Origin of the sequence: Marinobacterium sp. MBR-109, assembly GCF_040547565.1 — a bacterium.
Classification (GTDB): domain Bacteria; phylum Pseudomonadota; class Gammaproteobacteria; order Pseudomonadales; family Balneatricaceae; genus Marinobacterium.
Genome location: NZ_JBEPPZ010000008.1, coordinates 59,926 through 74,443 on the forward strand (window position 1 = coordinate 59,926; position 14,518 = coordinate 74,443).

Here is a 14,518-nt window from a genome sequence, read left to right on the forward strand (position 1 = left end):
GTCAGGGTACATACTCCACTTCGACATCGTAATCATCGTCGTCGAAGTCATCATCATCGAGACCGTCATCCGCCATGCGACGCGCACGTTGCTCCATGCGCAGACGCTGCAGGTTCTCACGCGCCTCTTCATCGATCAGTGCACGCGTATGCCGCTCCTGCTCGAGCAGTTCCGGATTTTCCGCGATGGCTGCCGCACGGGCATCCAGGAAATCCTGCAGGTCATGCACCAGCGGCATCAACCCCAGCTTGTTCAACGCCGAAATGCGATACACCGGACCTTCCCAGCCCAACGCGTCGATTACGGCCTGACAGGCTGCATCCTGCTCCTCTTCAGGCAGCATATCCAGCTTGTTCAGCACCAGCCAGCGCGGCTGTTGCGCCAACGTCTGGCTGAACTTTTCAAGTTCGTTCACGGCGGTCACCGCCGCCTGCGCGGGCGTAGTTTCATCCCAGGGTGCCATATCCACCAGATGCAGCAGCACCCGGTTGCGCGCCAGATGCTTGAGGAAGCGAATCCCCAGCCCCGCACCCTCGGCTGCACCTTCGATGATGCCCGGAATATCGGCCACCACGAAGCTGCGATGCGCTTCGGTGCGCACCACGCCAAGGTTGGGCACCAGCGTGGTGAACGGGTAATCCGCCACTTTCGGCTTGGCTGCCGAGATGGAGCGAATCAGGGTGGACTTACCCGCATTGGGCAGGCCCAGCAACCCTACATCGGCCAACACTTTCAGCTCCAGCCGCAGGTTGCGCAGTTCGCCTTCACTGCCCTTGGTGGTCTGGCGAGGTGCGCGGTTGACACTGCTCTTGAAGCGCGTGTTACCCAGGCCATGAAAACCGCCCTGAGCAATCTTGTCCTGCTGGCCGATGCGCGTCAGGTCCGCCAACACTTCACCGGTATCGACATCCACTATTGTCGTACCCACAGGCACCTTCAGGATGAGATCTTCCCCCTTGGAGCCGGTACAGTTGCGACCGCTGCCGGATTCACCGTTCTGTGCCTTGAATCGGCGGGTAAAGCGATAGTCGATCAGCGTATTGAGCGATTCATCCGCCTCAACCCAGATCGAGCCACCATCACCACCATCACCACCGTCAGGCCCGCCCTTTGGAATGAATTTCTCACGCCGGAAGCTCAGACAGCCGTTACCACCCTTGCCAGCTTCCACTGTGATGGTCGCTTCATCTACAAATTTCATCATTACCTCCAACTTTCATTCATCCCGGGATCAGAGGAGCACACCCCCTCAATCCGGGCGGGACAGCCGGACGCTTGCGCGCGGCCGCCTGCAAACGAAAAAAGCCCCGCCTGGGCGGAGCTTTTCGATGCGAGTATCAGATCATTGCTCAGGCAGGAACGACGCTCACATATTTACGGTTGTTCGGACCCTTGACCTCGAACTTGACCACGCCGTTTGCAGTTGCAAACAGGGTGTGATCCTTGCCCAGACCAACATTGGTGCCGGCGTGGAACTTGGTGCCACGCTGACGGATCAGAATGTTACCCGCGATTACGGCCTGACCACCGAAACGCTTTACGCCCAGACGCTTTGATTGTGAGTCGCGGCCGTTACGCGTTGAACCACCAGCCTTCTTATGAGCCATTATTCAATCTCCTAATTCGGTTGATCAGCCACTGATGCCGGTGATTTTAACTTCTGTAAACCACTGACGGTGACCCTGACGCTTCATGTGATGCTTGCGGCGACGGAACTTGATGATAGTGACCTTGTCACCACGGCCGTGAGCCACAACTTCTGCAGCCACTTTGGCACCTTCAACAACCGGAGCACCGACCTTAACGTCGTCGCCGTTGCCGACCAGCAAAACGCGGTCGAACTCAACGCTGGAACCTGCTTCAGCAGTCAGCTTTTCCAGCTTCAGTGTCTGTCCTTCCTGCACACGGTACTGTTTACCGCCGCTTACGATTACTGCAAACATGCTTTTCTCCAAGTATTAACCTGCCCGGCTACTGGAAACGAAACCTACTTCTAATGGCCGAAGTCTGAAGACTTCTGGACACCCTATGGTAGGGAGCGATCGTGGACAGGTTTAAGGCGCGCAATTTTACCCGAGTCCCCCGCCACAGGCAAGCGTAATCCTTGCCAAATAACCCGTCCCGGCGCCCATCTCCCTGCCCGGCTTGACACCCATCCCCCAGCCCCCTAGCATGCGGCGGGTGTTCAGTCCACATACAGAACCCCGCCAATGCAGCCACACCAGCTAAATCCGACCATAGAGCCGCAGTTTGATGCGGTAACCGACTATATTCTTAACCACCTTGGGTCGAGTGTGCCCCTGGTCGAGAAAATCGGTCACTATATTGTCGCCGGTGGCGGCAAACGGCTGCGTCCGCTGCTGGTGCTGCTCAGCGCAAACGCCTGCGGTTACAGAGGCGATCAGCATATCCCGCTGGCCGCCGTTATCGAGTTCATCCATACCGCTACGTTGCTGCACGACGATGTTGTGGATAACTCCGAGCTGCGCCGCGGCAATGCAACAGCCAATGCCAAATGGGGCAACGCGCCCAGCGTACTGGTGGGTGACTTTCTCTACTCCCGTGCCTTCCAGATCATGGTCGAGATCAATCGTATGGAGATCATGCAGGTGATCTCCAACGCCACTACCGTAATCGCCGAAGGTGAAGTGTTACAGCTGCTGAATCAGCGCAACCCGGACACCTCCGAAGAGTCATACATGCAGGTGATTCTCGGCAAAACGGCGATGCTGTTTGAAGCGGCAACCGAAGTGGGTGCCATTCTGTCCGATGCCAGCGCAGAGGAGCGCGAAGCACTGCGCCTGTACGGTCGTCACCTGGGTATCGCGTTCCAGCTGGTGGACGACCTGATGGACTACCTGTCCGACAGCGCCACCATGGGCAAGAACGTCGGTGACGACCTGGCCGAGGGCAAGGCCACACTGCCGCTGATCCATGCCATGCGAGTTGGCCGCGAGGATGAGCGCAAACTGATTCGCGGCGCCATTCGCGAAGGCGGACTGGACGACCTGCAGCCGGTACTGGATATCGTGCAGCGCACAGGGTCAATCGACTACACCCGTCAACAGGCCGAGGCCGAGATCAACCGTGCCGTTTCGGCCCTCGATTGCCTGCCGGCAAGCTCCTTCCGCGATACGCTCACCACCGTGGCGCAGATGGCAACCCGCCGCACCAGCTGATTTCAGAGCACGCCGCAGCTCGACCGCGGCGTGCAACTTGAGCCCTTGCAGCCGCTAAAATCCCCCATCTGATCCGATATCGATCAAATAAGGGTACACAAGCCGTGCCTGCGGGCAGTCAAATCGGTATAATCGGGCAAATTTTATGAAATGCCTTGGATATACGGTTTCCTATGACTAGACCCTCCTCCTTTGAACGCGAAGAGCTGCTCAAGTGCGGCCATGGCGAGATGTTCGGTCCTGGCAACGCCCAGCTGCCGGTCGGCAACATGCTGATGCTGGATCGCATCATCAATATCAACACCGATGGTGGCCAGTACGGCAAGGGTGAAATCATCGCCGAACTCGATATCCGCCCTGATCTCTGGTTCTTTGACTGCCACTTCCCGGGAGACCCGGTAATGCCTGGCTGTCTCGGCCTTGATGCCATGTGGCAGCTGGTAGGCTTTTTCCTCGGCTGGCGCGGCAATGAAGGACGCGGACGGGCGCTGGGCTCAGGTGAGGTCAAGTTCACCGGCCAGGTGCTGCCCACCGCAAGCAAGGTGACCTATCACATCGAGCTCAAGCGTGTCATCGAGCGCAAGCTGGTCATGGGTATCGCCGATGGTTCACTGTCTGTTGATGGCCGGACCATCTATACTGCTACCGACCTGCGTGTCGGCCTGTTCAAGCAGACGGATAATTTCTGAGCCTGAACTTCGGCCCGCTAACCTTGCCATATAATAAGACTGTATATTTCTGAACGATTGAAGAGAGGCTACACATGCGACGCGTCGTTGTGACCGGTATGGGGATCGTTTCCTGCCTGGGAAATGATCTGGAAACAGTTCTGGACTCACTGAAGCAGGGTCGCTCCGGCATCAAGTTTCAGCCGGAGTACAAGGAGCTCGGCTTCCGCAGTCAGGTAGCGGGCAGCATCGATATTGACCTGGACAGCCTGATCGACCGCAAATTGCGTCGCTTCATGGGTAATGCCGCCGCTTACGCCTATCTGGCCATGAAGCAGGCCATCGAAGATTCCGGCCTGAGCGAAGATCAGATCTCCAACGTCCGTACCGGCCTGATCGCAGGCTCGGGCGGTGCGTCTTCCGCCGATATCGTTGAAACAGCTGATATCCTGCGTGAAAAGGGTGTCCGTCGTGTTGGCCCCTACCGGGTTACCCGCACCATGGGTTCCACCGTTTCCGCCTGTCTTGCCACCCCCTTCAAAATCAAGGGCGTCAACTACTCCATCACGTCTGCCTGCGCCACCAGTGCACACTGCATCGGTAACGCCATGGAGCAGATCCAGCTCGGCAAGCAGGACGTTGTTTTTGCCGGTGGTGGTGAAGAGCTGCACTGGTCGCTGAGTGTCATGTTTGACGCCATGGGCGCGCTGTCCAGCAAGTACAACGATACACCGGAAAAGGCTTCTCGTGCCTATGACGCCAATCGCGACGGTTTCGTGATCGCAGGTGGTGCCGGCATGCTGGTGCTCGAAGAACTGGAACACGCCAAGGCGCGCGGTGCCAAGATTTACGCTGAGCTGACTGGCTACGGCGCTACTTCCGACGGCTACGACATGGTTGCACCGTCCGGTGAAGGTGCCATTCGTTGCATGCAGCAGGCGATGGCCACCGTAGATGGCCCCATCGACTACATCAACTCCCACGGCACCTCCACTCCGGCCGGTGACATTCAGGAGCTGAAGGCGATGAAGCAGACCTTCGGTGATGATATGCCGCCGGTGAGCTCCACCAAGTCACTCACCGGTCACTCACTGGGTGCCACCGGTGCGCAGGAGGCGATCTACTCGATCCTGATGCAGCAGAACAACTTCATCTGCGCGTCAGCCAACATCGAGGAGCTTGACCCGGAAGCGGCCGGCATGCCGGTTGTCACTGAACGCAAGGACAATGTCGAGCTCAAGCGCGTCATGTCCAACAGCTTCGGCTTCGGCGGCACCAACTCCACTTTGGTATTCGAGAAATACGAAGGCTGATACTGCGGCCAGCCCCGTTGGCTGGCCCACAAAAAAGCCGCTCATAATGGAGCGGCTTTTTTATGGCTCGAATTCAGCTTTCTGCGTGGTCCAGACTGCCCTGCTCTCGCATGGTCTGCTCCAGCCAGCCTGCCACTTCAGCATGCACTTCATCCACACTGCGTCCCTCCGTCTGAATCGCGGGACCTACACTGACCTGCACGGTACCGGGATACTTGACGAACGAGTTGCCGGGCCAGTAAAGACCCGCATTATGCGCCACCGGTACAATCGGTACACCGCGACTGACCGCCAGCATCGCTCCGCCCTTATTCAGCTTACCCATCTTCCCCGTCGGGACACGAGTACCCTGGGGAAAAATCAGCAACGGAATGCCGCTGTCCAGTCGCTGCTGTCCCTGTTCCAGCAGCTGTTTCAGGGCACCACGGCGCTTGCTTCGATCCAGCGCGATGGGGCGTAACAGCGCCAGCGCCCAGCCAAACAGAGGAATTCGCAACAGTTCACGTTTGAGTACCACTGACTGGGGCCGCACAAGTGTCTGGAAATACAGCGTTTCCCACTCACTTTGATGGTTTGCCACGACCACATAAGCGCCCTCCTTTGGCAGGTTCTCGCGCCCTTTCAGCTCAACCCCCAGGCCACAACAGATACGCAGCCAGTCGATATAGAAGTAGTTGATCAGGGTCAGAAACTTGAACCGGGCCCGAAACGGCAGCAGTGGGCCAATCAGCAAACAGGGAATCGCAAACAGCATGGTCAACGGGTAAAAGCCTACCGCATAGAGCAGGCCGCGCAGATACAGCAGTATGCCACCAGAGCGTGGAGCGGGCATCAGCACTCCCCCTGGCTGGCATTGTGATGATTGATAACCGGATTGGCGTACATCTGGCGCAGGAACGGTCGTTCCTCTTCACTCACACTTTCAAGGCGTGCTGCAAAGGCCTGCTGCTGCTCGACACTGACCGCCTCGCCGGCGGCGGCAAGATTGCTCGGGTGCAGACGGTAATTGAGATGGATTTGACGATCGATTTCAGCCGCAAGCTGCTCGGGGGTTTCAAACTCGCCGCTCAGCGGGGTACCAAAGGCGATGTGTACCTCCCCCTTTTCGCCGGTAATGCCACGTACAATACTGCTGATATCCTCGTATTCGGATTTCTCGTAGGCACCGTGCAGCGCAACAGCGGCCAGTTCACGGGCCTTGAGCGCATCGCAGGGGTCAAACTCATAGGCAATGGATACCGGTACAATATTGAGCCGCTCCACCATCTCGCCCAGACTCCGCTGCTTGCGGTGTGACATGTAGAACATCTTCATCAGAGCAGGATCGGTGCGATCATTACCATCCTTCGCGCGCCCCTCTCGCTGCGCAATCCAGATCGAATGACCATTACAGATGCTGTGATCGATGTAGGAAGAGAGTTGAGTCAGCGCTGACATCATCTCTCGCCCCCTGGCAGAGCGATTAACGATGAAGCTCTTGTTAAGCCGCATCAGGTCAGACACATATGGCTTGCGCAACAGGTTGTCACCGATCGCGATGCGCACCGTCGACATGCCCGCCTTGTAGCGCACCCAGTTCACAAATGCCGGGTCCATGGCAATATCACGGTGATTGGATACGAACAGGTAGGCTTCGTTGGGATCAAGGCGCTCGATACCCGAACAGCTCACACGCGTTGTGGTGCGACCGATCATTTTCTGCATGTAATCGGCCACCAGCTGCTGGAAGCCGTCTATGCTTTCGATTTCGCCAACACGGGCCGCCACTGCGATTCGCACCAGTGGACGCAACAGCCAGCCCAGTGGGCCGGATGCATTGGGAAACTGGTAGCGTGTCAGTGCCGAGATGCATTCGTCGTCCCGCACCAGACGCTGGAGTACCGCCTCGACTTCATCATCCCGGTAGGGGCGAATGGACTGATAGGGATCCGGTGTCAGTGTCTGAGCATTCATTCGCGTATATCACGCCTCTAGCGTCTGCTGAAAAAGTGCACATTTTACCCTGTTACTGCCCGTTTTACAGTGCAACGGCCGGTAAAACATTTCCCCGTAAGCGAGGGTGAATTTCAAATCCGGGGTGCCACAGGTATAGTGAAGCCGATTCAAATCCACCGCCCGCAATAGTTGAGGAACCCGGCATTGAATACCTACCTGATGCTTAAACACGCACACCTGACCCTGGTCGGGCTGAGTATCATTCTGTTCATGTTGCGCGCAGCACTGATGCTGGTCTGGCCCAAGGCTCTCAATGCCCGCTGGCTCAAGATCTTTCCCCATGTCATCGATACGCTGCTGCTGGTCAGTGCCATCGGCCTGATGCTGGTGCTGTCACAATACCCGCTCACCCATCACTGGCTCACAGCCAAGATACTGGGTCTGGTCGGATATATCGGCTTTGGGACGGTTGCGCTGAAGCGTGGCAAAACAATGAAAACACGCCTGCTGGCTCTGGTCGCGGCACTGCTGTGTCTGGGCTATATTCTGGCAGTGGCCCTGACGCGCTCCGCCAGCCTGGGACTGTTTTAAAACGTGAAGGGATGCGGCGAACTTTCAGAGTTCGCCGTAATGCTCCCGAATGACGCGCTGCAGCTCGCTGCGCCAGGGACGCTGACGAATACCGAAGGTACTGAGCAGCTTACGGCACTTGAGCACCGATGAAGCCGGTCGCTGAGCAGCGGCCGGAAAATCGGCCGAGGCAACGGCACGAAGCTCCTGCACGGCAAGCTCCTCATACTGCCGCGCTGCGGCCAGAATCGCCTCACTGAAGCCATAGCGAGAGGTGATCTCAGCGCCGCAGTAATGGTAGGTTCCCCACACATCTATACCACAGGTCAGCTGCCGCAGGATGGCCAGAATGACCCGCGCCACATCCTCTGCCGAGGTAGGGCAGCCACGACGATCATCGACCGCCTCAATCATGGCTTCATGCCGGGCCTGTTCCAGTGTGCGTAGAAGATAGTTGTCGCCACGGGCACTGAAGACCCAGCTCACACGAAGAATCAGATGCTGGGGATGCAGGTTACGAATGGACTCTTCGCCTTCCCACTTGCTGCGACCGAAAACGCCCAGCGGGGAGGCTGCATCATCTTCCGCGTAGCCACTGGCATAGTGACCATCAAAAACATAATCCGAGGACAGGTGCAGCAGCGGGATACTGAGCAAGGCGCAGGCAGCGGCAAGATTGGCCGCACCAACACTGTTTACGGCCAGAGCCTGATCCGGCTGCCGCTCGGCATCATCAACCCGGTTAAAGCCGGCACAGTTGATCACGTAATCCGGCAGGTGGCGCTCAAGCTGCTGTTGAATCTGGTCCGGATCGGTCACGTCCAGCTTGCGTCGCCCCAGTGAGATGCACTCAAGCCCCTGCTGCTGCAACAAAAGCTCCGCCAGAGCATGGCCGATCTGGCCGTCAGCTCCGCAGATAAGAACCTTTGCTGATGTTGTATAGGCGCTGGCCACCATTGACGGGATGTTCACCTGTTGCTGAAATGAATGTACGGGAGCGGGCCCTGTTCTTTTCGAGCATACCGCAAACTCTGTCCCTGCACACCTGCCCGACATGAAAAAAGTGCCCTGCAACAGACACAAAAGCCCCGCGTTGCGGGGCTTCTGAACAGGTATTGCTGCAGTCGCGTCGATCAACCCGCTAGAACGGGATGTCATCATCAAAGTCATCAAAACCCGGTGCCGGCTGCTGCGGTTGTTGAGCGGGCTGCTGAGCCGGCTGCTGGCGCGGGGCCTGCTGTGACGGCGCCTGGTTATACTGTTGCTGTGGTTGACCATACCCCATGTCACCACCCTGAGCTGCATAGCCGCCGCCCTGAGAAGGCTGCTGGTAGCCACTCCCTTCACCACCGCGTCCATCCAGCATCTGCATCTCGCTGGCTACAATCTCGGTAGTATAGCGGTCCTGACCATCCTGACCCTGCCACTTGCGTGTACGCAGGGAGCCTTCGATATAAACCTTTGAACCCTTGCGCAGGTACTCGCCCGCAATCTCAGCCAGACGGTTGAAGAATACGACCCGGTGCCACTCGGTACGCTCCTGCATCTGGCCACTCTGTTTGTCTTTCCAGCTCTCGCTGGTGGCAAGGTTCACGTTGGTGACCGCATTGCCTGATGGCATGTAACGTACTTCGGGATCAGCTCCCAGATTACCGATCAGAATTACCTTATTGATACCGCGCGCCATCTCACTCTCCCGTTATCCTGTTAGCCTGGGCCACCGCATCCTGCATGTGGCCGTACGCCCATGAGGATACCACAAGCACAGCAGTTTTTGCTGTCCCGCTCTAGGCTCTATAATAGTCCTTTTTGCCAGCCAAGGCGGAGCCGCAATGGACAAGATTCTGGTACGGGGTGCGCGCACCCATAACCTGAAAAATATTGACCTCGATATCCCCCGCGACCAGTTGATCGTTATCACCGGGTTGTCGGGGTCAGGCAAGTCCTCACTCGCCTTTGATACGCTGTACGCCGAGGGACAGCGGCGCTATGTGGAGTCATTGTCCACCTACGCGCGCCAGTTCCTGTCGATGATGGAAAAGCCCGATGTGGATCATATCGAAGGCCTGTCACCGGCCATCTCGATCGAACAGAAATCCACATCGCATAACCCACGCTCGACAGTTGGCACGATTACCGAAATCTACGATTACCTGCGGCTGCTGTTTGCCCGCGCAGGCGAACCGCGCTGCCCTGAGCATGACTTGCCGCTTGCCGCACAAACCGTCAGCCAGATGGTCGATCAGGTGCTCGCGCTGCCCGATGGCACAGGCGTGATGCTGCTCGCACCCGTTGTACAGGGCCGCAAAGGTGAACACCTGCATATCATCAGCCAGTTACGCAGCCAGGGTTTTGTCCGAGCCCGCATCGACGGACTGGTGGTCGATCTTGATGATGCTCCTGCCCTGGACAAGAAGCGCAAGCACGATATTGAAGTGGTCGTTGACCGGATCAAGGTGCGTGATGATCTTCAAACCCGCCTTGCCGAATCCTTCGAAACCGCGCTGGAGCTGAGCGAAGGCATCGCCAGAATTGCCCCCATGGATGAAGGCATGGAGGAGATGGTATTTTCGGCACGTTTCGCTTGCCCTGCCTGCGGCCACAGCATTCAGGAACTGGAGCCACGCCTGTTTTCATTCAATAACCCCCACGGTGCCTGCCCTTCCTGTGACGGTCTTGGGGTTCGGCAGTATTTCGATCCCGCCAAACTGGTACAGGACGCATCACTGACACTTGCACAGGGTGCCATTCGTGGCTGGGACAAGCGCAGCCTCTATTATTACCAACAGCTGCAGGCGGTAGGGCAGCACTACGGCTTTGACCTGGACACCCCTTTCGAGAAACTCAGCGAACAGCATCGCAACATCATTCTGCACGGCAGTGGTGATGACAACGTGGACTTCCACTACCGCAATGACCGTGGCGAGCGGGTGAAAAAGGCACATCCGTTTGAAGGCGTAATCAACAATCTGGAACGGCGCTACCGGGAAACCGAATCCGAAAGTGTGCGCGAAGACCTGGCTCGCTATCTCAACATGCATGCTTGCCCGTCATGCCATGGCAGCCGATTGCGCGCCGATGCACGCCATGTATTTATCGACCAGCGCACTCTGCCTGATCTTGTGCGCCTGCCGATTGGGCAGGCAAAAGATTACTTTGAACAACTGAAACTGGGCGGCAAGCAGGGCGAGATTGCCGACAAGATTCTGAAAGAAATTCGTGAACGCCTGAGCTTTCTGGTCAATGTCGGGCTGGATTATCTCTCGCTTGAGCGCAGCGCCGAAACACTCTCGGGTGGCGAAGCCCAGCGCATCCGACTTGCAAGTCAGATTGGTGCCGGACTGGTCGGTGTCATGTATGTACTGGATGAGCCATCCATCGGGCTGCATCAGCGTGACAATGAAAGACTGCTGAAAACACTCGAGCACCTGCGTGACCTGGGGAACACCGTCATCGTGGTAGAGCACGATGAAGACGCGATTCGCATGGCGGATTATCTGATCGATATCGGCCCCGGTGCCGGCGTACATGGAGGCAGAGTCATCGCTGCAGGCCTGCCCCAGACCATTATGGACAACCCCGAGTCGATCACCGGCCAGTACCTGTCCGGCAAGCGCTCAATTGCGATACCAGCACAGCGCAAGCCGGTGGACAGTGACAGGATACTGCGTCTGATAGGGGCCAGCGGCAACAACCTGCAGCAGGTGACACTCGAAATACCTGTGGGACTGATGACCTGCGTGACCGGCGTGTCGGGTTCCGGCAAATCGACATTGATCAACAACACCTTGTACCCGGTTGCCGCCACGGCACTCAATCATGCGACCACGCTGGACGCGGCACCCTATGAGCGGATTGAAGGATTGGATCTGTTTGATAAGGTCATCGATATAGACCAGAGTCCGATTGGACGCACTCCACGCTCAAACCCTGCGACCTATACCGGCATTTTCACACCGATCCGCGAACTCTTTTCGGGGACACAGGAGGCACGTTCACGCGGTTACAAACCGGGACGTTTCAGCTTCAATGTAAAGGGTGGCCGCTGTGAAGCCTGCCAGGGTGACGGCGTCATCAAGGTGGAGATGCACTTCCTGCCGGACATCTATGTGCCCTGCGATATCTGCAAGGGCAAACGCTATAACCGTGAAACCCTGGAAGTGAAATACAAGGGCAAGAGCATTGATGAGGTTTTAAAACTGACGGTTGAGGATGCGCGCGAATTCTTCGACGCCATACCGGCGCTGGCACGACGACTGCAAACGCTGATCGATGTCGGTCTCAGTTATATCCGCCTCGGACAGGCTGCCACCACGCTGTCTGGCGGCGAAGCACAGCGTGTCAAACTTGCACGCGAATTGAGCAAGCGTGACACCGGCAAGACTCTGTATATTCTTGACGAGCCCACCACCGGGCTGCATTTCTATGACATACAGCAACTGCTCAATGTGCTTGATCGCCTGCGCGACCACGGCAATACCATCGTCGTGATTGAGCACAACCTGGACGTAATCAAGACGGCCGACTGGATTATAGACCTGGGCCCGGAGGGTGGCAGCGGCGGCGGCGAAATCATCGCCACCGGCACACCCGAAACCGTTGCAAACGTGCCACAGTCGCATACCGGGCGATTCCTGAAACCCATGTTGAAGTCGGCCTGAGCACTGCGCGGACTGCAGCCGACACTGTGGTCCGCGCCGAATTACAGACGAAAAAAAACCCGGTAGCCAAATGGCACCGGGTTTTTTCAGCAGTCCAGAAGAGGATTAATCTTCTGCACTCTCGTCTGCAACAGTCTGACCAACAGGACGATCAACCAGTTCAACGTAGGCCATGGGAGCCTTGTCGCCGGCACGGTATCCGCACTTGAGAATGCGGATATAGCCACCGGGACGAGCCGCGTAACGCGGGCCCAGTTCGTTGAACAGTTTACCAACAGCATCGTTGCTGCGGGTACGGGAGAACGCCAGACGACGGTTAGCAACCGAATCGATCTTGGCCAGAGTGATCAGCGGCTCAGCAAAGCGGCGCAGTTCTTTAGCTTTAGGCAGAGTGGTCTTGATCAGTTCGTGTTCGAACAGAGACACTGCCATATTTTTGAACATCGCTTTGCGGTGAGCACTTGTACGATTTAAGTGTCGACCAGATTTACGATGACGCATTTTCTAAATCCTTTGCAACTTAGGGTTAGAAGTCAGACTCAAGAGGCAACCTTGTCATCGCCTTTCAGACTGGCCGGGGGCCAGTTTTCCAGACGCATGCCAAGCGACAGACCTTTAGATGCCAGCACATCTTTGATCTCGGTCAGAGACTTCTTGCCCAAGTTAGGAGTCTTCAGCAGCTCTACTTCGGTGCGCTGGATCAGATCACCAATATAATAGATCTGCTCTGCTTTCAGACAGTTCGCGGAACGTACAGTCAGCTCCAGGTCGTCGACCGGACGCAGAAGAACAGGATCAATCTCCGGCTCATTCGGCTCGGCGCGAGTCTGTTCACCCGCGTCTTCCAGATCAACAAATACAACCAGCTGCTGCTGCAGAATGGTAGCCGCACGACGGATGCACTCTTCCGGATCGATAGTACCGTTGGATTCGATATCGATCACGAGCTTGTCCAGGTCGGTGCGCTGTTCTACACGTGCACTTTCAACTGCATAGGACACGCGCAGAACAGGGCTGTAGCTGGCATCCAGCTGCAGACGTCCGATGGCACGAGTTTCATCCTCGTCGCTGTTGCGTGAATCAGCCGGCACATAGCCACGGCCGCGAGTCACGCGCAGCTGCATGTTCAGTGCAGCACCCGGGTTCAGGTGAGCAATCACATGTTCGGGATTGGCAATTTCAACGTCCTGAGTCAGCTGAATATCGCCAGCCGTGACAGAACCTGCCTCTGACTTGGAGAGTGTCAGAAGCGCCTCATCACCGTTGTGCAGAGCAATGGCAACACCTTTGAGGTTCAGCAGGATCTCGATGACATCCTCCTGTACCCCTTCGATGCTGCTGTACTCGTGCAACACACCCTCAATCTCAACTTCCGAAATTGCACAACCCGGCATGGAAGAGAGCAGGATACGGCGCAGCGCATTGCCCAGGGTATGGCCGAACCCTCGCTCCAGTGGCTCAAGAGTCACCTTGGCGCGGGTTTTGCTAATCTCCTGCACGTCAATGTGACGCGGGTAAAGAAACTCGTTTACTGAACGCTGCATAGTTCCACCAGTCAAGAGTTCAAGAATTACTTCGAGTAGAGCTCGACGATCAGGTGCTCGTTGATGTCGGCTGAAAGATCACTACGTTCCGGCAGGGACTTGAAAGTACCTTCCATCTTCGCAGCATCAACTTCAATCCACTCAACAGGAGCACGCTGAGCAGCCAGATCCAGTGCGTGTTTGATACGCAGCTGGTTTTTGGCTTTCTCGCGAACCGCTACTACGTCGCCAGCCTGTACCTGGTAGGAAGGAATGTTAACTACCTGACCATTGACAGTGATCTGACGGTGAGACACAACCTGACGTGCTTCAGCACGGGTAGAACCATAACCCATGCGGTATACAACGTTGTCCAGACGGCCTTCGAGAAGCTGAAGCAGGTTTTCACCTGTAGCACCCTTGCGGCGTGCTGCTTCTTTGTAATAACCACGGAACTGACGTTCCAGTACGCCGTAAATGCGACGTACTTTCTGCTTTTCACGCAGCTGCAGACCGTATTCAGACAGGCGACCGCGACGGGCACCGTGAACACCGGGTACTGTTTCTGCTTTGCACTTGCTGTCAAGCGCGCGGACACCACTCTTCAGGAAGAGATCGGTGCCTTCACGACGGGACAGCTTGCACTTTGGTCCAAGATAACGAGCCATA

Annotated in this window: 15 protein-coding genes; 5 read left to right on the forward strand and 10 right to left on the reverse strand. The window is 56.8% G+C overall.

The annotated features are described in order from the left end of the window. Window position 1 precedes the first annotated feature (1 nt). The 3 genes from cgtA to rplU all read right to left on the reverse strand — a co-directional run bounded on the left by cgtA (window position 2) and on the right by rplU (window position 1,943). Entirely contained in the window at window positions 2-1,201 is a 1,200-nt protein-coding gene (gene cgtA, locus ABIE60_RS11400; protein ID WP_354469531.1) for an Obg family GTPase CgtA, read from the reverse strand. A gap of 148 nt (window positions 1,202-1,349) precedes the next feature. Further along, window positions 1,350-1,607, reverse strand: a complete 258-nt coding sequence (rpmA, locus tag ABIE60_RS11405) for a 50S ribosomal protein L27 (protein ID WP_091826454.1) — start codon at window positions 1,605-1,607, stop codon at window positions 1,350-1,352. Window positions 1,608-1,631: 24 nt separating this feature from the next. After that, window positions 1,632-1,943 carry a 50S ribosomal protein L21 gene (rplU, locus tag ABIE60_RS11410; RefSeq protein ID WP_091826453.1) on the reverse strand — a complete coding sequence of 104 codons (312 nt, stop codon included), beginning with the start codon at window positions 1,941-1,943 and terminating at the stop codon, window positions 1,632-1,634. A 267-nt stretch (window positions 1,944-2,210) separates the two neighbouring features. Between rplU and ispB the strand changes: the two genes are divergently transcribed. From ispB to fabB, 3 genes are all read left to right on the forward strand, one after another. Next, entirely contained in the window at window positions 2,211-3,179 is a 969-nt protein-coding gene (ispB, locus tag ABIE60_RS11415; protein WP_354469532.1) for an octaprenyl diphosphate synthase, read from the forward strand. Window positions 3,180-3,352: 173 nt separating this feature from the next. Continuing rightward, entirely contained in the window at window positions 3,353-3,868 is a 516-nt protein-coding gene (gene fabA / locus ABIE60_RS11420) for a 3-hydroxyacyl-[acyl-carrier-protein] dehydratase FabA (protein ID WP_354469533.1), read from the forward strand. Between the two features lie 74 nt (window positions 3,869-3,942). Continuing rightward, window positions 3,943-5,160, forward strand: coding sequence for a beta-ketoacyl-ACP synthase I (gene fabB / locus ABIE60_RS11425; protein WP_354469534.1), 1,218 nt, complete (start codon window positions 3,943-3,945; stop codon window positions 5,158-5,160). A 73-nt stretch (window positions 5,161-5,233) separates the two neighbouring features. On the opposite strand, the gene ABIE60_RS11430 is transcribed toward fabB, so the two are convergent. Both ABIE60_RS11430 and ABIE60_RS11435 read right to left on the reverse strand, forming a co-directional pair. Then, entirely contained in the window at window positions 5,234-5,992 is a 759-nt protein-coding gene (locus tag ABIE60_RS11430) for a lysophospholipid acyltransferase family protein (protein WP_354469535.1), read from the reverse strand. Further along, window positions 5,992-7,113, reverse strand: coding sequence for a 1-acyl-sn-glycerol-3-phosphate acyltransferase (locus ABIE60_RS11435; RefSeq protein WP_354469536.1), 1,122 nt, complete (start codon window positions 7,111-7,113; stop codon window positions 5,992-5,994). The genes ABIE60_RS11430 and ABIE60_RS11435 overlap by 1 nt, the downstream gene beginning before the upstream one ends. A 186-nt stretch (window positions 7,114-7,299) precedes the next feature. Here ABIE60_RS11435 and ABIE60_RS11440 point away from each other — a divergent pair, with 186 nt between their 5' ends. Then, a complete protein-coding gene (locus tag ABIE60_RS11440; RefSeq protein WP_354469537.1) occupies window positions 7,300-7,686 on the forward strand; it encodes a SirB2 family protein in 387 nt (128 codons plus the stop codon). Between the two features lie 24 nt (window positions 7,687-7,710). Here ABIE60_RS11440 and rfbD read toward each other — a convergent pair whose 3' ends face one another. Together rfbD and ssb are read right to left on the reverse strand one after the other, a co-directional pair. Next, on the reverse strand, window positions 7,711-8,637 hold the full coding sequence (gene rfbD, locus ABIE60_RS11445) for a dTDP-4-dehydrorhamnose reductase (protein WP_354469538.1): 927 nt from the start codon (window positions 8,635-8,637) through the stop codon (window positions 7,711-7,713). 169 nt (window positions 8,638-8,806) lie between these two features. Beyond that, window positions 8,807-9,352, reverse strand: a complete 546-nt coding sequence (ssb, locus tag ABIE60_RS11450; protein WP_354469539.1) for a single-stranded DNA-binding protein — start codon at window positions 9,350-9,352, stop codon at window positions 8,807-8,809. Between the two features lie 145 nt (window positions 9,353-9,497). On the opposite strand from ssb, the gene uvrA reads away from it, so the two are divergent. After that, window positions 9,498-12,326: an excinuclease ABC subunit UvrA gene (gene uvrA / locus ABIE60_RS11455; protein WP_354469540.1), complete on the forward strand. Its 2,829-nt coding sequence runs from the start codon at window positions 9,498-9,500 to the stop codon at window positions 12,324-12,326. A 105-nt stretch (window positions 12,327-12,431) separates the two neighbouring features. On the opposite strand, the gene rplQ is transcribed toward uvrA, so the two are convergent. The 3 genes from rplQ to rpsD are packed head-to-tail and all read right to left on the reverse strand — an operon-like array spanning window position 12,432 to window position 14,517. Continuing rightward, on the reverse strand, window positions 12,432-12,827 hold the full coding sequence (gene rplQ / locus ABIE60_RS11460) for a 50S ribosomal protein L17 (protein WP_091826436.1): 396 nt from the start codon (window positions 12,825-12,827) through the stop codon (window positions 12,432-12,434). Window positions 12,828-12,865: 38 nt separating this feature from the next. After that, complete coding sequence (locus ABIE60_RS11465) at window positions 12,866-13,870, reverse strand: DNA-directed RNA polymerase subunit alpha (RefSeq protein WP_091826434.1); 1,005 nt, start codon at window positions 13,868-13,870, stop codon at window positions 12,866-12,868. A 26-nt stretch (window positions 13,871-13,896) separates the two neighbouring features. After that, a complete protein-coding gene (gene rpsD / locus ABIE60_RS11470) occupies window positions 13,897-14,517 on the reverse strand; it encodes a 30S ribosomal protein S4 (protein ID WP_354469541.1) in 621 nt (206 codons plus the stop codon). Window position 14,518 lies beyond the last annotated feature (1 nt).

Bases quoted from the DNA above. Each gene is read 5' to 3' on its own strand.
- fabB (WP_354469534.1), top strand. From the start codon at position 3,943: ATGCGACGCGTCGTTGTGACCGGTATGGGGATCGTTTCCTGCCTGGGA.
- rplQ (WP_091826436.1), bottom strand. From the start codon at position 12,827: ATGCGTCATCGTAAATCTGGTCGACACTTAAATCGTACAAGTGCTCAC.
- cgtA (WP_354469531.1), bottom strand. From the start codon at position 1,201: ATGAAATTTGTAGATGAAGCGACCATCACAGTGGAAGCTGGCAAGGGT.
- rpsD (WP_354469541.1), bottom strand. From the start codon at position 14,517: ATGGCTCGTTATCTTGGACCAAAGTGCAAGCTGTCCCGTCGTGAAGGC.
- ssb (WP_354469539.1), bottom strand. From the start codon at position 9,352: ATGGCGCGCGGTATCAATAAGGTAATTCTGATCGGTAATCTGGGAGCT.
- ABIE60_RS11435 (WP_354469536.1), bottom strand. From the start codon at position 7,113: ATGAATGCTCAGACACTGACACCGGATCCCTATCAGTCCATTCGCCCC.
- uvrA (WP_354469540.1), top strand. From the start codon at position 9,498: ATGGACAAGATTCTGGTACGGGGTGCGCGCACCCATAACCTGAAAAAT.
- ispB (WP_354469532.1), top strand. From the start codon at position 2,211: ATGCAGCCACACCAGCTAAATCCGACCATAGAGCCGCAGTTTGATGCG.
- rpmA (WP_091826454.1), bottom strand. From the start codon at position 1,607: ATGGCTCATAAGAAGGCTGGTGGTTCAACGCGTAACGGCCGCGACTCA.
- rplU (WP_091826453.1), bottom strand. From the start codon at position 1,943: ATGTTTGCAGTAATCGTAAGCGGCGGTAAACAGTACCGTGTGCAGGAA.
- ABIE60_RS11430 (WP_354469535.1), bottom strand. From the start codon at position 5,992: ATGCCCGCTCCACGCTCTGGTGGCATACTGCTGTATCTGCGCGGCCTG.
- fabA (WP_354469533.1), top strand. From the start codon at position 3,353: ATGACTAGACCCTCCTCCTTTGAACGCGAAGAGCTGCTCAAGTGCGGC.
- ABIE60_RS11465 (WP_091826434.1), bottom strand. From the start codon at position 13,870: ATGCAGCGTTCAGTAAACGAGTTTCTTTACCCGCGTCACATTGACGTG.